Genomic DNA, 19,356 nt, shown 5'->3' on the forward strand with positions numbered 1-19,356 from the left:
GCGCTGGTGGGCGGGGTCTCGAAGCGGGCTGTGGTTACTTGCCGGCCTCGACCGCCGTGGTCGTCACCGGGGCCGTGCCCTCGGTCCGGCCCGCGCCGAGGCGGGCGAGCAGACCGGCCAGGTCGATGCCGGTCAGGTCGGTGCCGAGCTGGAGTCCCTGGGCGACGTTCCCAGCCACCGACTTGGTCAGCGACGACGCGCCGTCGGTGGAGATGACGGTCATCTTGTCGATCGCGCCGATCGGGGCGCTGGCCGCCTCGACCACCTGCGGCAGCACCCGGACCAGCAGGTCCAGCACGGCCGCCTCGCCGTACGCGGCGAACGCCTCGGCCTTGCGGGCCATCGCCTCGGCCTCGGCCTGTCCCTTGGCCAGGATTGCCTCGGCCTCGGCGCGACCCTCCCGCTCGACCGCCTCGGCGATCGCCGAACGCCGGCGCTGCTCGGCCTCACCCTCCTTGGCGCCCTCGATCGCGTTCGCCTCGGCCAGCGCGGCCCGGCGGGCCCGCTCGCCCTCACCGGTCAGTCGGGCCTGCTCGGCGGCGGCCTGGGCGGCGGCGATGGTGGCCTGCCGCTGCGCGTCGGCGTTCAGCACCGCCGCGTTGCGCGCCGCCTCGGCCTCCTGCTCGACCTTGTACCGGGCCGCGTCGGCCGGCTTGCGGACCTCGGTGTCGAGCTGGCGCTGCTTCAGCTCGGCGTTGCGCTCGGCCACCTTCTGCTGCTCGGTGAGGATCGCCTGGTCCCGCTCGGCCTGGGCGAGCGGACCGGCCGCCGCCGACTTCGCCTTCGCCGCGTCGATCTCGGCCTGGATGCCGGCCTGCTTCAACGCCAGGTTCCGGTTCGCCTCGGCGATCACCTCCTCGGCGAGCAGCCGCTCCTGCTCGGCCTGCTGCCGGGCCCGCGCCTCGGCGATGGACGCGTCCTTGAGCACCCGCGCGGCCTCCGGCCGACCCAGGTCCTGGAGGTACGACCCCTCGGCGAGGATGTCCTGGAGCTGGAAGGTGTCCAGCACCAGGCCCTGGTTGGTCATCGAGTGCTCGGCCTCCTCGGCGACCGCGCTGGCGAAGGCCGCCCGGTCCCGGATGACCTCCTCGACGGTGAGCCGGCCGACGATCGAGCGCAGTGCGCCGGCCAGCACCTCGCGGGTGAAGTCCTCGATCTCGTCCTGCTGGTGCAGGAACCGCTGGGCGGCGGCCCGGATCGCGTCCTCGGTGCCGCCCACCTTGACGATGGCGACGCCGTGCAGGTCGGTGCGGATGCCCTGCTTGCTCACCGCGCCCTTGATGCCGACGTCGATCCGTCGGCTGGAGAGGTCGAGGGACTGGAGCTTCTGCACCACCGGCAGGACGAAGACCGAGGCGCCGAGGACGACCTTCTGCCCGGACATGTCGGTGGACCGGCCGCCGTCGGCGGTGTGGGTGGTCCGGCCCTTGCGGCCGGTGACGATGAACGCCTCGTTCGGCCCGGCCACCTTGATCCGGGACAGCACGAACATGACCAGGATGAGAAGGAGTAGTACCGCTCCGCCGATGGCGATGAGGAGGGGCATGTGGGTCCGTCTTTCTGCGGGAAGGTTCAGTACGGCTCGACGTGCACGCTGGTCTCGCTGAGGCTCTCCACGACGAAGACCTGGATGCCGGCGGCCAGCGGCCGGTCGGCGCGGGCGTTGAGCTTCACCGGCTGCCCGGCGAGGCGTACCCGGACCTCGCCGTAACCGGTGGTGGGGATCGGGGTGACGACCACGCCGAGCGCGCCGACGAGATGGTCGCGGGTGGGGGTCGGATCGGTGTGCATGGTCCGGGCGGCGCGACCGAGCCGGGCCGCGAACCACGCGGCGGGTACGGCGGCGAGGACGCCCACGCCGGCCGCCCCGGCGATCATGGCAGGGCTGTCGGCGCCGATCAGCTCGTTGGCGATGGCCCCGCCGAAACCCAGGGCACCGGTGAAGCCGGCCACGACCTCCAGGGAGACCGGTCCGTCGACGTTGGGGTGGACGACGTGCCGCAGTTCCCCGCCGAGCAGGGCGAACGCCAGCACCACGACGCTCACCGCGCCGATGACGAGGAAGACGAGCGTTCCGGTGGCCACACCCGCACGCTAGCCACCAGGGGCAACCCCACCGGGTGACCGACCGGACACACCGTTCCCGGGTCACCCGCAATAATCATGATCTATGCGTCCTCGACTGAAAGCCCTCGTCCTCGGTCTGCTCGTGGCCGTCATCGCCCCGGTGACGCTGCCCGGACCGGCCGTCGCCGCCGACGACCCCCGGCTGACCCAGGTCACCACCCGGGACGCCGCCGCGTTCACCCTCACCCCGGACTTCAGCCTCACCGGCTACGCCGACGCGCTGGCCGGCACGATCGGCGCGGACAACGTCGCCACCGTGCTGGAGACCGCCAACCGCCAGACCAACTCCTGCAACAGCAGCCAGCTCGCCGCCCAGCCGCAGTACTACGACCGCACCGACATCCCGCTCGCGCCGCAGGACATCATCAGCTCCTCCGACCGGTTCTGCTGGAACACCGAGGACAGCACGACCCGACACTGGCTGCCGCAGGGCGTCACGGGCTCCTCGGACGCCGACGACGACCACCTCTGGGGCGCCCACCAGGTGATGGTGGTGGCCTGGCACTACTCCGCCACCACCGCCGGCACCTCGTACGACAAGGGGGCCCGGATCTCGGTGGTGAACCGGGCCACCGGCGAGTACCGGCACGTGCTGCTGGTCGAGCCGACGAAGACCAGCACGCCGAACTACCGGGCGGTCGGCATCCACGCCGGTGGGATCGCCTGGCTCGGCAACTACCTGTACGTCACCGACACCGAGGACGGCATCCGCGTCTTCGACATGCGGAAGTTCCTCTGGGTGGACGCCGCCGACGGCGACAAGGTCGGCCTGCACGGCGGCGTGTACAAGGGCCACGGCTACTCGTACGTGCTGCCGCAGGTCGGGATCTACCGGCAGGCCAACATCCAGACGAGCTGCGTACCGGCCACCTCGTCGCTGTGCTTCTCGTCGCTGACCCTGGACCGCAGCACGAGCCCGGACACCCTGGTCGTCGGCGAGTACCGCAGCGGCGTCGACACCGCGAACCTGAACGTGGCCGGCGGCCGGGTGGTCCGCTACCCGGTGGACGCCTCGACGCGGCAACTCGTCCTCACCGGTGGCGAGGTGGTTCCGACCGATGCGGTGACCAGCCCGAAGTCAAACGTGCAGGGGGTGCAGACCTGGGCCGGCACGTACTACCTGGGCCGGTCGTCGGCGGAGAAGCACAGCTTCATGTACAGCGGCCCGAAGGACGTGACCATGGACCGGTGGAGCTGGGCGATCGGCCCCGAGGACCTTTACCACGAGCACAGCGGCAGCGGTTCCAGCATGGGACCCGGCAAGATCTGGACGGCCACCGAGCACTACGTGGACCCGTACACCGCCGCCGTCATCGACAAGCGGGTGGTCTTCGCCGTACCGCTCGCCGAGATGTCCTGACCGACCGCTTCCGGCCGTGGCCCCCGGGTCACGGCCGGAACCCGGGGTCACCGCCGTCGGCACGAGCAGGACAATCGGGGTCATGCGCTGGACCGTGCTCGACACCCCGATCGGTGAACTCTCCGTGGCCGTGGACGACACGGCGGTCTGCGGCGTGCACTTCGGGCGTATGGAGTCGGCCGGCCCGCCCCGCGACGAGCTGTCCCGGCGGACCGTGGCGGAGCTGGACGCGTACTTCGCGGGAGAACTCGTCGAGTTCACCGTGCCGGTGGTCGCGCGGCGCGGCTCGGAGTTCGAGCGGGCGGTCTGGCGGGAGATGACCCACATCCCGTACGGGGAGACGGTCACCTACGGCGAGGTGGCGAAGGCGGTCGGCGACGCCGGTGCGGCGCGGGCGGTCGGGGTGGCCTGCAACCGGAACCCGCTCCCGGTGATCGTGCCGTGCCACCGGATCGTCGGCGCGGGCGGGAAGCTTGTCGGTTTCGGGGGCGGCCTCCCCCGCAAGGTGCACCTGTTGGAGTTGGAGGCCCGGGTGGCGCTCCAGCGTGCCTGGTCCTGACCCGTTCCGCGGCCCGGCACCCCGTTTTCACGTTGCAGTCGTACCGCCAACCGGCTACGGTCGTTGCAATACAGTCGTATTGCAAAGGCTCGGAGGTCAGGCGTGCAGGTGATCCCGTTGTCCGAGGCGACCGCCGACCTCCTCGACCTCGTGGGTGGTAAGGCGGTCGGTCTGGGCGAGTTGATCCGGCGGGGCGAACGGGTGCCGGACGGCTTCTGCGTCACCACCGAGGCACACCGGCTCGGCGTCGTCCCGGAGACGGAGATCGCCGACGCTTACCAGCGGCTCGGTGCGGGCCCGGTGGCCGTACGGTCCAGCGCGACCGCCGAGGACCTGCCGGAGGCGAGCTTCGCCGGGCAGCACGACACCGTCCTCGACGTCACCGGCACCGCCGAGGTGACCGCCGCGGTCGCCCGGTGCTGGGACTCGCTGCACGGCGACCGGGCCGTCGCCTACCGCGACGCCCGGGACGTCGACGGTCGGGCGGTACGGATGGCCGTCGTCGTGCAACGGATGGTCCCCGCCGAGGTGGCGGGGGTGTTGTTCACCGCCAACCCGGTGAGCGGCTGCCGTACCGAGATGGTGGTCGACGCCGCGCCCGGTCCCGGCACCGCCGTGGTGGACGGCACCGGCGCGGTGGACCACCACGTGCTCGACGGGTCGGAACCGCAGGAGGCGGGATGCCTGACGGCGGCGCGGCTGACGGAGCTGCGGGCGACGGGTGAGCGGCTCCAGGAGCACTTCGGCTGCCCCCAGGACGTGGAGTGGGTCGTCGACCCGCAGGGCCTTCTGTGGCTGGTGCAGTCCCGGCCGATCACCACGCTGTTCCCCCCGCCCCCGCCCACCGACAAACCCCTGCCCCGGGTCTACCTGGAGTTCGGTCACGTGCAGGGGATGCGGCAACCGGTCACCCCGATGGGGATGTCGACCCTGAAAGCACTGGTGGCGGCGATGCTCGCCCCGCTCGGTGTCCGGGCCGACATCGTCGACATCGGGGGACGGCTCTACGGCGACCTGACGGACATGGCCCGCAACAGGTCCGGACGCCGGCAACTGGTCAGACTGCTGGCGGTGGACTTCGGACCACGGGCCCAGGCGGTCATGCGGCACGTGCTGACCGACCCGCGTTTCGACCCGGCCGGGGACGGGACGCGCCCCGTACGCGGAGCCAAGGGCGCCTCGCTGCGGACGGCCGGGCGGGCGGTCGCCGGGATCCTCCGGGCGCTGGCCCGGCCCGACGCGGCGCGGACCCGGCTGTTCGACGCCGTCGAGCGGCTACGGCTCGACTCCGTCCCGCCCGCCGACCTGACGACCACCGCCGAGCGGCTGCGCTTCGTACGGGCGCAGGAGACGGACGAGAGCCCGGACGACCTCGTCTGGCCGATCGCGGCCGGCATGCTCGCCGCCGCGCTGCCCGCCCAACTCCTCAAGGGCATCGCCGGTCCCGACGAGATCCACGCCGTGATGGGCGGGATGCCGCACAACGTCACCATCGAGATGAACCTGGCGCTGTGGCGGCTCGCCCAGAACGCCGGTGAACACCGCCGGCTGCTGCTCGACACGCCCCCCGCCGAACTGGCCGGGCGGTACCTGCGGGGGACGCTCCCGGACATCGGGCTCGCGGCCTTCCTGGACTCCTACGGTCACCGCGGGGTGGCCGAGGTCGACCTCGGCGTGCCGCGCTGGGACGAGGATCCGGCACCGGTCTTCGCCATGATCGCCAACCTGCTGCGGGTCACCGATCCGGAGCAGGCGCCCGACCGACGGTTCGCCCGCGCCGCCACGACCGCCGAGGACACCCTGCGGGAACTCGTCACCCGGGCCCGTCGCCGCCGGCCGGTGCGCGGCCGGATCGCCGGCTTCCTGCTCCGGCGGGCGCGGTCGCTGGCCGGCCTACGGGAGGCGGGCAAGTTCGCCGGCCTCTACCAGCTGCGCGAGATGCGACGACAACTGCTGCTCGTCGGCGTCGGCCTGACCAGCGGCGGACTGCTGGACCAACCCGACGACATCATGTACCTGACCCTCGACGAGGCGCACGGCGCCGTCCACCACGGCGACGACCACCGGGACACGGTCGCCGTCCGCCGGGCGGTGCACCGGAGGGAGACGGCCCGCCGGCACGTACCCGTGGCGCTGCTCTCCGACGGCACCGACGTCGAGACCGTCCTGCCGGCGGCTCCGGTCGACGGCGCGCTCACCGGTGTGGGCGCGGCGGCCGGCCGGGTGACGGGACCCGCCCGGGTCGTCCACGATCCCGGCACCGCGCACGTCGAACCCGGCGAGATCCTGGTGACCGCGACCACCGACCCCGGCTGGACCCCGCTCTTCCTCACCGCCGGCGCACTGGTCACCGAGACCGGCGCGGTCATGGCCCACGGCCCCACCGTGGCCCGCGAGTACGGCATTCCCGCCGTCATCTGCGTGCCCGACGCCACCCGGAGGATCGCCACCGGGCAGATCGTCACGGTGGACGGTGCGGCCGGAACCGTCACTGTGGAAGCATCGTCGGCGTGCCCAGGAAGGTCGACCACCAGGAGCGACGCTCGCTCATCGCGGACGCGTTGATGCGGGTCGCCGCTGATCGTGGCCTGGAGGCGGTCAGCCTGCGTCACGTGGCGGCCGAGGCCGGTGTCTCGGCGGGAATGGTGCAGCACTACTTCCGTACCAAGGACGAGATGATGGCGTTCGCCCTGGACGTCGTCCGCGAGCGCAACCAGGTCCGGGTCACCGCCGCGGTGGCCCGGCTCGGCGACGATCCGCCCCCACGGCTGCTGCTGCGGACGATGATCGCGGCGCTGCTGCCCCTCGACGCGCAGACGCGCGACGACGGACGGGTCGCCCTGGCGTTCCTCGCCTACACCGCGGTACGCCCGGCGGTCGCCGCCAGCCTGCGCGAGGACACCGCGCAGATGGTCGGCTTCCTGGCCGGCGTCCTGCCCGGCCCGACCGCCGCCGAGGCCGCTGCCGGCCTGTTGGCGTTGATGGAGGGGCTCGGTGTCTACCTGCTGGGCGGCCACTACACCGGTGAGCAGGCCATGAACGTGTTGGACGCCCACCTCGACCTGCTCTTCGCCCCGTTGCCGCAGGAGGACTGACCGGTCCTGTGGACAGACCCGAGGGCCGGGTCCGTGCGGACCCGGCCCTCGACGGTGTGCGGTGGTCAGCGCGTCAGCGCTCGACCTCGCCGGCGATGAACGCCTCGACGGCGGCGTGCGCGTCGTGGTCGGCGTACTGCACCGGCGGGGACTTCATGAAGTAAGACGAGGCCGACAGGATCGGGCCGCCGATCTTCCGGTCCAGCGCGATCTTCGCGGCGCGGACGGCGTCGATGATGACACCGGCCGAGTTCGGCGAGTCCCACACCTCCAGCTTCAGTTCCGCGTTCAGCGGGGTGTCGCCGAAGGAACGGCCCTCCAGGCGGATGTACGCCCACTTGCGGTCGTCGAGCCACGGCACGTGGTCGGACGGGCCGATGTGCACGTCGCTCTTGGCCATCTCGTGCGGCACCTGGGAGGTGACCGACTGGGTCTTCGAGATCTTCTTCGAGACCAGGCGGTTGCGCTCCAGCATGTTCATGAAGTCCATGTTGCCGCCGAAGTTGAGCTGGTACGTGCGCAGCAGCTCGACACCCCGGTCCTCGAACAGCTTCGCCAGCGCCCGGTGCACGATGGTCGCGCCGACCTGGCTCTTGATGTCGTCACCGACGATCGGCAGGCCCGCGTCCTCGAACTTCTTGGCCCACTCGGGGTCGGAGGCGATGAAGACCGGCAGGGCGTTCACGAAGGCGCAGCCGGCGTCGATTGCCGCCTGGGCGTAGAACTTGTCGGCCTGCTCGGAGCCGACCGGCAGGTAGGAGACGACGACGTCGACCTGCGCGTCACGCAGCGCCTGCGCCACGTCGACCGGCGTGGCGTCGGACTCCTCGACGATCTCGCGGTAGTACTGGCCCAGGCCGTCGAAGGTCGGGCCGCGCTGCACGGTGATGCCGGTCGGCGGCACGTCGCACAGCTTGATCGTGTTGTTCTCGCTGGCCACGATCGCCTCGGCGAGGTCCATGCCCACCTTCTTGGCGTCCACGTCGAACGCCGCGACGAACTGCACGTCAGAGACGTGGTAGTCGCCGAAGGTGACGTGCATGAGACCCGGGACGCGATCGTTCGGGTCGGCGTTCCGGTAGTACTCCACGCCCTGTACCAGGGACGAGGCGCAGTTACCCACACCGACGATGGCGACGCGGACGGAGCCCATAGCGTCTGCCTCCTTCTTCCTCATCACGGCCGCTCTTCTTTCCTGGACTCTCCAGGCGGAGGCGGGTTGGTGTCTTCTCGTCGGCCGTCGGCCGTCCCACTGCCGGGGGCGGTCGGGGCCCGGCCGGAGCGCTCGTTGGCGATGAGCTCCTCCAGCCAGCGGACCTCGCGCTCACAGGCGTCCAGGCCGTGGCGCTGAAGTTCCAGGGTGTACGCGTCGAGGCGCTCGGCCGCCCGGGCCAGCACGTCGCGCAGACCCTCGCGGCGCTCCTCGATCTTGCGTCGCCGACCTTCCAGGATCCGCAGGCGGGTGGCCTGGTCGGTGCGGGCGAAGAACGCGAAGTGCACGCCGAAGCCAGTGTCGTCGTAGGTCTCCGGACCGGCCTGGGCGATCAGCTGGGCGAAGCGTTCCTTGCCCTCTGCGGTGATCTTGTAGACCACCCGACCGCGTCGGCTGGTCAGCGCGGGAACCTCCTCGGCGGTCGCCGGTGTCTCGTCGGCCTCGGTGATCCATCCCGCCGCCTGGAGCCGGCGCAGCGTGGGATAGAGCGAGCCGTAGCTGATGGCCGCCCGGATCGCGCCCAGCTTGGCGGTGAGCTCCTTGCGGAGCTCGTAGCCGTGCATCGGGGACTCCTGCAACAGGCCGAGGATGGCGAACTCGAGCACGGGCCATCCTCTCTGTCCCCGTGGCCGCGGACCGGGTGGTCGACGCGATGTATCGGACCGATACATCGCAACTTAGCGGGTCGCCCTCATCGGGGCAAACCCCGGTAGCGGATTCGTGTCGCTACCGAACGTGAGCGTTGTCGCTCCGTCCGGCTGGAGCGCGTACCCTTTGCCGCATGCGTACGCAGCGCCAGGTGGTCGACTACTCGCTCCAGAAGCGGGCGGTGCTGCGTGAGGTCCTCTCCGGCCGGGTCGGCACGTACGACGTCTGCGACGCGTCGCCGTACCTGAAGAACGCGGCCCGGTTCCATGGCGAACCGACCGACCAACGGTGTCCGATCTGCCGACGGGAGAACCTGACCCACGTCCACTACATTTACGGGGACGAACTGAAGCAGTCCGCCGGCCAGGCGCGCACCCGGGCCGAGCTCCCCGTCCTGGCGATGACTCTGCGTGAGTTCCAGGTCTTCGTGGTGGAGGTGTGCCTCGGCTGTGACTGGAACCATCTCGTCGAGCAGTTCCTGCTCGGTCGGGACGGTCTGGTCGCGGGCGTGGACGACGGGCAGGAACAGGACGCGGTCGGCGCGCCGACCGCGCGACGGAGGCGAGAGGCGCAACGGTGAACTCCGTGCCTCGGCGGCCGCCGACAACGACGACGAGCGGGGCGAACGGCGGCCAGCCAGCCGGCCCGCCCCGGTCGGCGCAGATACCGCGGCTCACGTCCCGACGTGCTCGGGCGCGGAGACCGCGTGGCACAGCTCACGGCAACCCGGTGGTGGCGTACTCGCGTCCCACCGCGACCGGCAGGGTGTGAAGAATGAACTCGTACGGCGATCCCAGTTCCCCGCATGGGCGGGCCCGGATTCCGGGTCCGAACGGTGACCCCGGGCCGGGGGCGGACGACGTGTACCGCCGTCCCGGCGCGGAGGACCGGGGAACCGGATGGTCTTCCGGGCACGACGGCGCGACACCCACCGGCCGGGCCACCCCGACACCGCGGGCGGCCGGCCGGGGTGGACGCGCCTCGGTGCCCGGCTCGGCGCCGGTGTCCGGCTCCGCCTCCGTGGCGCGCGGTGGTGCGTCCGTGCCGCGTCACGGTATGGCCCCGCCGATCAGCCCGCCCCCGTCCGGCTCGGCCTCGGTCGGCCGGGCCGGCTCCGGGCGGGCGTCGGTGCCGGTTCCCCCGGCGACCGGCGGCGCCCCGGCGGGGCGGGCCCCGGTGGGGAACGGCTCCAGCGGCCGGGCCTCGGTCGGCTCGGCGCGTCCGGTCAGCCCCGCCTCGGCGGGCCGCGCGTCGGTGGGCGGCCCCAGTGGTCGCGCCTCGGTCGGCTCCGCCGCCGTGGGGGGCGCGGCGGCCGGTGGGATGGCGGGCCGGGCGACCGTCGCCCGGGCCAGCGTCTCCCCGCCCGGCGGCCCCGGTTCCGACGTCGGCGGCCCGGGCGGTCCGACCGGACCCGGTCGTCGTAGCCGCAGCCGCAACCAGGACCCGGACGCCCGGCGACAGGCGAAGCGGCGCAAGCGGGTGAACATCCTGATCGCCAGCTTCGCGGTCCTGGTCATGCTCGCCGGTGGCGGCGTGGTCGGTTTCACCTACTACTCGACCAACGTGCCGGTGCCGGACCAGCTGCCGATGCCGCTGGCCACCACCGTCTACACCTCCGACATGAAGACCGTGGTGGCGCGGCTCGGCAACGAGAACCGCCAGTTCGTCACCATCAAGGACATCCCGGATCACGTCCAGAAGGCTGTCGCCGCCGCCGAGGACCGCAACTTCTACGAGCACTCCGGCGTCGACTACAAGGGCATCGCCCGGGCCGCCTGGAACAACTTCAGCGGCGGCGACAAGCAGGGCGCCTCGACCATCACCCAGCAGTACGCCCGCAACGCCTACGAGAGCCTGAAGGACGACACGTACGCCCGGAAGGTCAAGGAGGCGATCCTCGCCTCCAAGCTCAACGAGAAGTACGACAAGCCGACGATCATGCAGCACTACCTGAACACGATCTACTTCGGCCGGAACGCGTACGGCATCGAGGCGGCGGCGCAGACGTACTTCGGCAAGTCGGTCAGCAAGCTGACCCCGGCGGAGGGGGCGGTGCTCGCCTCGGTGATCAAGCAGCCCGAGCCGAGCGCCACCCACAAGGGCTACGACCCGGCGATCAACCCGCAGGCCGCCCAGGAGCGGTGGACCTACGTCATCGACGGCATGGTGGAGAAGGGCTGGCTGGACGCGGCCCAGAAGCCGGCCGCCTACCCGACTCTCCCCAAGGTCAAGCAGGCCAACTTCAGCGTCAAGACGCCCAAGGGCAACGTGGTCAACTACGTCCGCCAGGAGTTGGCGCAGTGGGGGCTCTGCACCGACACCGCCGAGCCGGTCAGCGAGAAGCCGACCTGCGCCGCCCTGCTCCGCTCCGAGGGCTACCGGATCAAGACCACCATCGACAGCAAGAAGCAGAACGCGATGGAGGCGGTCATCCGGCAGGGCGCCAAGGGCTCGGTGCTCGCCGACCAGCCCCAGAACCTGATGGCCGCCGCCGTCTCGATCGACCCGAAGACCGGCCGGGTGCTCGCCTACTACGGCGGTGACGACGGCACCGGGTTCGACTACGCCGGCAAGAACACGATCGGTGGAAACCTGACCGGCGGGCACCCCCCGGGCTCGTCGTTCAAGGTCTACACCCTGGCCGCCGCGCTGGACGCCGGCATCTCGGTGAAGTCGCACTGGGACGCCAAGCCGTTCAAGCCGGAGGGCTTCGCCAACGAGGTGCAGAACGCGGGCCGGGACGTCAGCGCCAACGGACGCTGCAACCGGTGGTGCACGCTCCAGGAGTCGACCGTCGAGTCGTACAACGTGCCCTTCTACCACGTCAGCACCGAGATCGGCCCGGACAAGATCGTCGACATCGCGCGCCGCGCCGGCATCACCACGATGTGGACCACCTCCGACAACCCGCCGAAGCCGATCGACCTGACCAAGGAGAAGGCGGCGGAGGTCGCCCCGGACCCCTTCTACCACGTGGTCGGCTACGGCCAGTACCCGGTGACCGTGCTCGACCACGCCAACGGCCTGGCCACGCTCGCCAACGAGGGCAAGTACAACAAGGCCCACTTCGTGATCTCGGTCGAGAAGCAGAACGAGGAGACCGGCAAGTGGGAGAAGGTCCCCGGTACCGGTGAGAAGCTGAACAAGGGCGGCGGCCAGCAGCTCATCAAGCGCGAGGTCGCCCGCGAGGTCAGCGCGGTGCTCAAGGAGATCCCGGGCAAGAACAACCGGGGGCTCGACGACGGTCGCTCGGCGGCCGGCAAGACCGGTACCTGGGAGTACGACAAGAAGGACAACGCGCACGCCTGGATGGTCGGCTACACGCCGGACCTGGCCACCGCCGTCTGGGTCGGCAGCGAGGACTCCAAGAAACCGCAGATCCGCGACAAGAACGGCAACGACGTCGGCGGTAGCGGCCTCCCCGGCGCGATCTGGGAGCGGTACATGAACGCCGCGCTCAAGGGCGCGGACAAGAGGTCCATCCCGGACGTCACCGGCATCGGCGACCAGGACAAGGGCAACGGCGTCGAGCCGCCGCCCCCGCCGCCGCCGACCACCCCGCAGCCCGGCCAGAACCCGCCCTGCAACGACCCGCTGAACCCGCTCTGCGGCATCCCGGGCGGGCCGGGTGGACCGGGTGGGCCAGGTGGACCGGGTGGGCCAGGTGGACCTGGCAGCCCAACCGGACCTGGCAGCCCGACCGGTCCGGGCGGTGGTGGTGGCGGTGACCAGGTGTCGCCACCACCCCGGTACAGCGACGACGACTGAGAACAGCACACCCGCGCACGGCGGTCGGACCTCGTCCGGCCGCCGTGCGCGTTTTCCGCCCGTCGGGACAAGGTCCCCGACGGGCGGGACGCGGAGCCCTCGGGTACGGCAGGATGCCTGGTTATGAGCACGCAGCCGACCGCTGGCATCGACGACGCTGAGCGCAGCGACCATCCGTCCCGGTCCGACGGGTTCGTCCGGGGCGCATCCCAGCTCATCGGCGGCCCGCTCGGTGACCACGCCGCCGCCCTGGACCGGCCCGCCGGGTCGGAGCGACGCTTCTGGACAGCGGTACGCATCGTGCTCGCCCTGACCTGCCTCACCCTGGCCCTGCACTGGGTGCAGAAGTCGCCCTGCCAGGACGGGGCCTGGCAGAACAACGTCCAGTACACCCGGTTCTGCTACACCGACGTGCTCGCCCTCTACTACGCCGAGGGGCTCAACGAGGGCAAGGTCCCCTACCGGGACCACCCGGTCGAGTACCCGGTGCTGACCGGATACTTCATGGGGGTGCTCGGCCTGCCGGTGCACGCCCTCGGGGTGGACGACCCCGGCATCAACCAGGGCATGTGGTTCTACAACCTGAACGTGCTGGTGCTCGGCGCGCTGGCGGTCGTCACGGTCGCCGTCATCCTCGCCCTGCGCCGCCGACGACCCTGGGACGCCGCGCTCTTCGCCCTCGCCCCGGCCCTGCTGCTCACCGCCACCGTCAACTGGGACCTGCTCGCCATCGGCCTCGGCGCGCTGGGCCTGCTGGCCTGGGCCCGGAGCCGGCCGGCGCTGGCCGGGGTCCTGCTCGGCCTGGCCGGCGCGGCCAAGATGTGGCCGCTGTTCGTCCTCGGCCCGATCCTGGTGCTCGCCCTGCGCGCCGGCAAGGTGCGCGCCGCGCTCACCGCCTTCGGTACGGCGGCACTCACCGTGGTCGCGGTGAACCTGCCGGCGGCCGTGCCGTACCGGGAGAACTGGGACCGCTTCTTCGAGCTGAACAGCACCCGACCGATCGACTGGGGCACGCTCTGGTACATCGGCCGGTACCTCGACGGGAAGATCAACCCGGGCAGCCCGACGGAACAGGGGCCGTTCGAGTGGTTGAACGTCAACATCCCGACGCTCAACTACCTCTCGTACGCCCTCTTCGGGCTGGCCTGCCTCGGGGTGGCCGCGCTGGCGTTGCTCGCCCCGCGCCGTCCCCGCCTGGCCCAGCTCGCCTTCCTGGTGGTCGCCGCCTTCCTGATCTTCAGCAAGGTCTGGTCCCAGCAGTTCGTGCTCTGGCTGCTGCCCTTGGCGGTGCTGGCCCGACCGCGCTGGGGAGCGTTCCTCGCCTGGCAGATCGCCGAGGTCGGCTACTTCGCCGCGTTCTACGGCGAGCTGCTCGGCTCGGCGACCAGCCGGCCGGTCATCCCGGAGGGCGTGTTCGTGCTGGCCTCGACGCTCCGTCTGGCCACGGTGGTGCTGCTCTGCGTGCTGATCGTGCGGGACGTCCTGCACCCCGAACGCGACCCGGTCCGGGCCACCTACCCCGACGACCCGGACGGCGGGCTGCTCGACGGAGCACCGGACGCCCCCTGGTACACCCGCTGGCGGCAGCGGTCGGCGGCACCGGAGCCGGAACCGGTCGGCGCGGCCGCGACCTGACCGGCCGGAGCGGCGGGCCTCGGCCTCCTCGGAGGCGACGGCCCGCCGCGAGCGACCGGCAGGTGCGCGTTCCCCGGTGGCGGTGGCCCCGGGGCGGCTCCTCAGAGGTGGTAGACCACCGCGTCGCCGATCTCCTCCCGGCGGATGCCGAGCGCGTCGACCGGCATCTCGACGGCGAGCTCGAACGGGGTACCGGCCGCCTGCCCACGCGGGACGACCACGGTCCGCACCCCGAGCCGCCGCAGGTGGTCGATGCTGGCCGGGTCCGGGAAGCTCTGCGTCGCCTCCCGGGTCTCGGCCAGCTTCGCCGGGGTGAAGCCGCTGCCGCCGTTGACCACGTCCTGGAATCTGGTGGTCGTCCAGAGCATCACCGGCTGGTCCAGGTTCTGCCCGCTCGGCAGCACCAGCACCGGCCCCTGCACGGTGCGCATCGCCGCCGGCTGGGGCGGCACCACCGGGTGCGGCGTGGCGTTCAGCCCCTCCACCACGACCAGCAGCAGCGGCAGCAGGGTCGCCGTCCGCAGCCAGGGACCGGGCCAGGCCGGGACCCGCTGGGCCGCGATCTCGCGTACCCGCATGGCGAAGGCGGTGAGCGTGCCGGCGGCGAGCAGCCCGAGCAGCAGGGTGGTCCAGAGCATCAGTCGACCCGGTGTCCGGATGCCGTCCCAGCCGGGCACGTGTTCGACGAGCGGAACGTAGGTGAAGGTGCCGCCGAAGAACCGGGTGCCCATCGCCAGCACCATGCTGACCAGCACGCCGACGAGCAGCAGCAGCCGGTGGCGCAGCCGCCACACCGAGAAGAACAGCCCACCGAGGGCGAGCGCGTAGAGCACGAAGCCCGGCAGCAGCGTCATCTCCGGGTGCCAGGGCAGTGCCGCCCGCGCGCCTTCGTGCAGGCCACCCCAGATCCGTGACTCGGCCGGCGCGGTGAGGAAGCCGACAGCCGGCGGCGAGTAGATGTCGATGTCGGCGATGCTGCGCCGCGCGTTCGGGTGCTGCTCCGCCACCGTGAAGTACGGGATGGACAGCAGCACGCCGGTCGCGGCGAAGACCAGGCCCCCGACCACGTCGGTGATCAGCAGCCGGGCGCCGAACGGGTGCCGGACCGGGCGGATCCAGTACCGCCGCAGGTACCAGGTGAGCGTGGCGACCAGCACCACCCCGGCCAGCACGTACGCGAACGGCAGGCCGATGCCGAAGCCGAGACTGAGCTGCCAGGCGGCGACCAGCCAACCGGCCAGCGCCCACCCGGCGTGCCGCCGCTTCGGACGGTAGCCGTACCGCAGCGACCAGCCGTGCCCGCGGGCCAGCATCGCCAGCGCCAACGGGATGCCGCCGTTGGAGATGACGTGCAGGTGACCGGCCTGGGCCAGCAGCCACGGGGCGTAGGCGTAGCTCACCCCGGCCACCGCCGCGCCGATCCGGCCCGCACCGAGCTGCCGGGCCAGCGCGTACGCCCCCAGCGTGGCCAGCGCGTGCGCGAGCACGAAGAGGATGTTGTACCGGAGCATGGCGGCCTCGGGACCGGTGCCGATCATGCCCGCCGGGGCGTACCCGAGGAGGGTGTCGGAGAAGGCGAAGCTCCACGACTCCGGGTAGAAGGTGTTCGCCTGCCACAACTGGGCCGGGTCGGTCAGCAGGATGTGCCCCGACCAGGCGATCTGCCAGGCCTGGAGCGCCGGGTCGTAGAAGTCCTGCGGGAGCGTGTAGAGCGGGTAGCGCAGCGTCGGCCAGGTCAGCAGGACGGCCAGCACGAGCGAGCCGAGGGTCGCCAGCGTCCACTCGTGGACCAGGAACCGACCGACCGCGCGGGTCGCCCGCCTGACTCGGCCCGGCACGGTGACCGGGGCCGGTCCGAACGCCTGCCAGGGGTCCGCCGGCTCAGCGTCGCTGTCGGCACCTTCCGGAGCGTCCTTGCCGTCCTTCGTCGTGCCGCTGTCCTCGGTCTTCTTGCCGTCCTCGGTCTTGCTGTTGTCCTTGGCGCTCTCGTCGTCCTCGGTCTTGCTGCCGTCCTTGGCCTTCTTGCCGTTCTCGGCCCGGTCGTCGTCCTCGGTCTTCTCGCCGTCGTCAACGGCCTTCGAGGCCGGGGCGTCCCCGGAAGTCGGGGCCGGGGCGGAGTCCGGACCGGTGGCCTTCGGCTCCTCGGCGACCTCTGCCTTCCCGGTCTTCCCCCGCCTCGCCGGGACGTCCGGGCGCACGGCATCGCTCGGCTGCCCGGCGTTCACCGGCTGGGCAGCGGTCTCCGGGTCCGGGGCGGGTGCCCCGGTCGCGGTCCGGTCGCCGTCGGCTTCCGGGCCGGGGCCGGTCCGCGTCGTGTCGGACGTCCCACTGCTCATGCTGTCGTCCCGCCCAGGTGCTCCCGGAGGAAGGCGATGTCGGTGCCCTGCCCGTCGGCCCCGCCCGGAGTCTCCACGATCACCGGCGCGCCGGCCGCCCGGATGACCGCCACGAGCAGTTCCGGGTCGATGGTGCCGCCGGCCAGGTTGTCGTGCCGGTCCCGCCCGGAGTTGAAGGCGTCCTTGGAGTTGTTGGCGTGGATCAGGTCGATCCGGCCGGTCACCGCCTTGACCCGGTCCACCAGGTCGAGCAGCTCCTCCCCGCCGGCATGGGCATGGCAGGTGTCCAGGCAGAACCCGACGTCGTACTCGCCCACCGCGTCCCAGAGCCGGGCCAGCGCGTCGAGTCGCCGGGCACAGGCGTTGTCCCCGCCAGCGGTGTTCTCGATCAGAACCGGTACGCCGAACCCACCGTTCTCGGCCGCGTACGCGAAGGTCTTGCGCCAGTTGTCGAAGCCGATCGCCAGGTCGTCGCCCGCGTTGACGTGGCCGCCGTGCACGACCAGGCCCTTTGCGCCGATCCCGGCCGCGCCGGTCGCGTGCCCGAGCAGCAGTTTCCGGCTCGGGATCCGGATCCGGTTGTTGGTCGTGGCGACGTTGACGACGTACGGCGCGTGGACGTAGACGTCGACCTCCGCGGCGCGCAGGCGGTCGGCGTCCTCCCTCGGATTCGGTGCCTTCCAGCCCTGCGGGTCGGAGAGGAAGAACTGCACGGCGTCGGCGGCTCGGGACGCCGCCTCCGCGAGCGGGTCGGCCGGATCGACATGGGCTCCGATACGCATGCAGGCGAGCCTACGTGGCGGTCGCCGCCGTCGGGTGACGGCAAGGCGGCGTCGCCGTGCCCGGGTCGCACCGTCCCCGGGGCGTCGCCGGCCCGCGTCACCCGGACCCGGAGCGGTCGTTGATCCGGTGGGAGTCGACGACCCGGGAGGCGTCCGGTCGGACCGGATTCTCGGCAAGGCAATCAGGTCATTTGCCCCAACAGGTAACAAGACCTGCGGTAACGTAAGGTAACAACACGATATAGCTCCGCGGGGCGCTCCCGGTCCAACCTCATCGGTGTGGTCGTTCCTCCCCAGGTCCCACCCAAGGAATGCGGACGGGACGCCCCGCGGCCCAGTGGATCAGGGTCCTCTTCCGTCGTGTGCGACGAACGGAAGAGGACCCTGGTTCCGTTGGCGGACCGGCCGGCGCTCCGACGCCGGTCGTCGGCCGCTCCGGCCCTTCCGGTCCGGCCGCCGGGTCGTCCTCCGGTTCGCCACGCGGCACGCCCGGCCGTCGCGGGCATGATCGTCGGGACCGGGTATCCTTGCCCGGTTGCCCGCCGCCGACCGGGTTCCCCCGGGACCGGATCGGGCACGACGCACGACCTCCTGCCACGGAAGGACCGTGGCCGCCTAGCCCACAGGAGGTGAGCACGTCTTGCGTCATTACGAGATCATGGTGATCCTCGACCCCAGCCTCGAGGAGCGCACCGTCGCCCCGTCGCTCGACACGTACCTGAACGTGATTCGGACCGCGGGTGGCTCGGTGGAGAAGACCGACGTGTGGGGCCGCCGGCGCCTCGCGTACGAGATCAGCAAGAAGACCGAGGGCATCTACGCCGTCATCGACCTGCAGGCGACGCCCGCAGCGGTGGCCGAGCTGGACCGTCAGCTGCGCCTCAACGAGTCCGTGCTGCGCACCAAGGTCATCCGGCCGGAGATGCGCTAACCGTCCACCCCCGGTTCGCCCGGATCGATCTCGTCGGCTCTGTCATACGGCTCTGCGAGCCTGTGTAACGGCTGACGAGTGTGCGAGGAGATGGTCATGGCAGGAGACACCACCATCACGGTCATCGGCAACCTGACCGATGACCCTGAGCTGCGTTTCACCCCCTCGGGTGCGGCGGTCGCCAAGTTCCGGGTCGCTTCCACGCCCCGGTTCCTGGACAAGGCCTCCGGCGAGTGGAAGGACGGCGAGCCGTTGTTCCTCTCGTGCACCGTCTGGCGCCAGGTCGCCGAGCACGTCGCCGAGTCGCTCCAGCGGGGCAGTCGGGTGATCGTGTCCGGTCGGCTGCGGCAGCGGTCGTACGAGACCCGCGAGGGCGAGAAGCGCACCGTCATCGAGCTTGAGGTCGACGAGATCGGCCCGTCGCTGCGCTACGCCACGGCGAAGGTGCAGAAGATGTCCCGCTCCGGTGGCGGAGGCGGCGGCTTCGGTGGTGGCGGTGGTGGCCAGGGCGGCGGAGGCAACTTCGACGACCCCTGGGCCTCGGCTGCACCGGCCCCCTCCCGCGGCGGTTCGGGCGGCGGAAACTTCGACGAGGAGCCCCCGTTCTAATGGCGCCGAGCGCCCGCGATCGCAAACCAGGAGCACGAGCAATGGCCAAGGCTGCGGCACTGCGCAAGCCGAAGAAGAAGGTGAACCCGCTCGACAAGGACGGGATCACCTACATCGACTACAAGGACACCGCGCTGCTGCGCAAGTTCATCTCCGACCGCGGCAAGATCCGCGCTCGGCGGGTGACCGGCGTCACCTCGCAGCAGCAGCGCCAGATTGCCCGTGCGGTCAAGAACGCCCGTGAGATGGCGCTCCTGCCGTACACGGCCACCACCCGCTGAGAGGAGGCACCG

The 19,356-nt window shown here is 71.5% G+C and carries 17 protein-coding genes; 10 read left to right on the top strand and 7 right to left on the bottom strand.

The window, feature by feature from the left end:
- Positions 1–34 precede the first annotated feature (34 nt).
- Positions 35–1,546, bottom strand: a complete 1,512-nt coding sequence (locus QSK20_RS27375) for a flotillin family protein (protein WP_285791495.1) — start codon at positions 1,544–1,546, stop codon at positions 35–37.
- Positions 1,547–1,572: 26 nt separating this feature from the next.
- Positions 1,573–2,085, bottom strand: coding sequence for an NfeD C-terminal domain-containing protein (locus QSK20_RS27380; protein WP_285791496.1), 513 nt, complete (start codon positions 2,083–2,085; stop codon positions 1,573–1,575).
- An 85-nt stretch (positions 2,086–2,170) separates the two neighbouring features.
- Between QSK20_RS27380 and QSK20_RS27385 the strand changes: the two genes are divergently transcribed.
- The 4 genes from QSK20_RS27385 to QSK20_RS27400 all read left to right on the top strand — a co-directional run bounded on the left by QSK20_RS27385 (position 2,171) and on the right by QSK20_RS27400 (position 7,141).
- Complete coding sequence (locus QSK20_RS27385) at positions 2,171–3,487, top strand: hypothetical protein (protein WP_285791497.1); 1,317 nt, start codon at positions 2,171–2,173, stop codon at positions 3,485–3,487.
- Positions 3,488–3,569: 82 nt separating this feature from the next.
- Positions 3,570–4,046, top strand: a complete 477-nt coding sequence (locus QSK20_RS27390) for a methylated-DNA--[protein]-cysteine S-methyltransferase (protein WP_285791498.1) — start codon at positions 3,570–3,572, stop codon at positions 4,044–4,046.
- 108 nt (positions 4,047–4,154) lie between these two features.
- Positions 4,155–6,611 (top strand): PEP/pyruvate-binding domain-containing protein, encoded by a 2,457-nt coding sequence (locus tag QSK20_RS27395; protein WP_285791580.1) that lies wholly within the window; start codon positions 4,155–4,157, stop codon positions 6,609–6,611.
- On the top strand, positions 6,557–7,141 hold the full coding sequence (locus QSK20_RS27400; RefSeq protein WP_285791499.1) for a TetR/AcrR family transcriptional regulator: 585 nt from the start codon (positions 6,557–6,559) through the stop codon (positions 7,139–7,141). The genes QSK20_RS27395 and QSK20_RS27400 overlap by 55 nt, the downstream gene beginning before the upstream one ends.
- A 73-nt stretch (positions 7,142–7,214) precedes the next feature.
- On the opposite strand, the gene QSK20_RS27405 is transcribed toward QSK20_RS27400, so the two are convergent.
- Both QSK20_RS27405 and QSK20_RS27410 read right to left on the bottom strand, forming a co-directional pair.
- A complete protein-coding gene (locus QSK20_RS27405; RefSeq protein ID WP_285791500.1) occupies positions 7,215–8,294 on the bottom strand; it encodes an inositol-3-phosphate synthase in 1,080 nt (359 codons plus the stop codon).
- A 23-nt stretch (positions 8,295–8,317) separates the two neighbouring features.
- Complete coding sequence (locus tag QSK20_RS27410) at positions 8,318–8,959, bottom strand: PadR family transcriptional regulator (protein WP_285791501.1); 642 nt, start codon at positions 8,957–8,959, stop codon at positions 8,318–8,320.
- A gap of 176 nt (positions 8,960–9,135) precedes the next feature.
- Here QSK20_RS27410 and QSK20_RS27415 point away from each other — a divergent pair, with 176 nt between their 5' ends.
- A complete protein-coding gene (locus QSK20_RS27415; protein ID WP_285791502.1) occupies positions 9,136–9,582 on the top strand; it encodes a DUF5318 domain-containing protein in 447 nt (148 codons plus the stop codon).
- Positions 9,583–10,051: 469 nt separating this feature from the next.
- Here the strand turns inward: QSK20_RS27415 and QSK20_RS32195 are convergent, their stop codons facing one another.
- On the bottom strand, positions 10,052–10,489 hold the full coding sequence (locus tag QSK20_RS32195; protein WP_352232319.1) for a hypothetical protein: 438 nt from the start codon (positions 10,487–10,489) through the stop codon (positions 10,052–10,054).
- On the opposite strand from QSK20_RS32195, the gene QSK20_RS27420 reads away from it, so the two are divergent.
- Together QSK20_RS27420 and QSK20_RS27425 are read left to right on the top strand one after the other, a co-directional pair.
- Positions 10,482–12,770 (top strand): transglycosylase domain-containing protein, encoded by a 2,289-nt coding sequence (locus QSK20_RS27420; RefSeq protein ID WP_352232320.1) that lies wholly within the window; start codon positions 10,482–10,484, stop codon positions 12,768–12,770. The genes QSK20_RS32195 and QSK20_RS27420 overlap by 8 nt on opposite strands.
- A gap of 123 nt (positions 12,771–12,893) precedes the next feature.
- Positions 12,894–14,405, top strand: a complete 1,512-nt coding sequence (locus QSK20_RS27425) for a glycosyltransferase family 87 protein (RefSeq protein ID WP_285791504.1) — start codon at positions 12,894–12,896, stop codon at positions 14,403–14,405.
- 101 nt (positions 14,406–14,506) lie between these two features.
- On the opposite strand, the gene QSK20_RS27430 is transcribed toward QSK20_RS27425, so the two are convergent.
- Positions 14,507–16,741 (bottom strand): hypothetical protein, encoded by a 2,235-nt coding sequence (locus QSK20_RS27430; protein ID WP_285791505.1) that lies wholly within the window; start codon positions 16,739–16,741, stop codon positions 14,507–14,509.
- Positions 16,738–17,523, bottom strand: a complete 786-nt coding sequence (locus QSK20_RS27435) for a deoxyribonuclease IV (protein WP_285791506.1) — start codon at positions 17,521–17,523, stop codon at positions 16,738–16,740. The genes QSK20_RS27430 and QSK20_RS27435 overlap by 4 nt, the downstream gene beginning before the upstream one ends.
- A 640-nt stretch (positions 17,524–18,163) precedes the next feature.
- On the opposite strand from QSK20_RS27435, the gene rpsF reads away from it, so the two are divergent.
- The 3 genes from rpsF (at position 18,164) to rpsR (ending at position 19,344) form a co-directional block, all read left to right on the top strand.
- Entirely contained in the window at positions 18,164–18,454 is a 291-nt protein-coding gene (gene rpsF / locus QSK20_RS27440; protein WP_088981398.1) for a 30S ribosomal protein S6, read from the top strand.
- A 96-nt stretch (positions 18,455–18,550) separates the two neighbouring features.
- Complete coding sequence (locus tag QSK20_RS27445; protein ID WP_502889041.1) at positions 18,551–19,063, top strand: single-stranded DNA-binding protein; 513 nt, start codon at positions 18,551–18,553, stop codon at positions 19,061–19,063.
- Between the two features lie 41 nt (positions 19,064–19,104).
- Positions 19,105–19,344: a 30S ribosomal protein S18 gene (rpsR, locus tag QSK20_RS27450; protein ID WP_013289355.1), complete on the top strand. Its 240-nt coding sequence runs from the start codon at positions 19,105–19,107 to the stop codon at positions 19,342–19,344.
- Positions 19,345–19,356 lie beyond the last annotated feature (12 nt).

It is taken from the genome of Micromonospora sp. NBRC 101691, assembly GCF_030269285.1.
GTDB lineage: Bacteria > Actinomycetota > Actinomycetes > Mycobacteriales > Micromonosporaceae > Micromonospora > Micromonospora echinospora.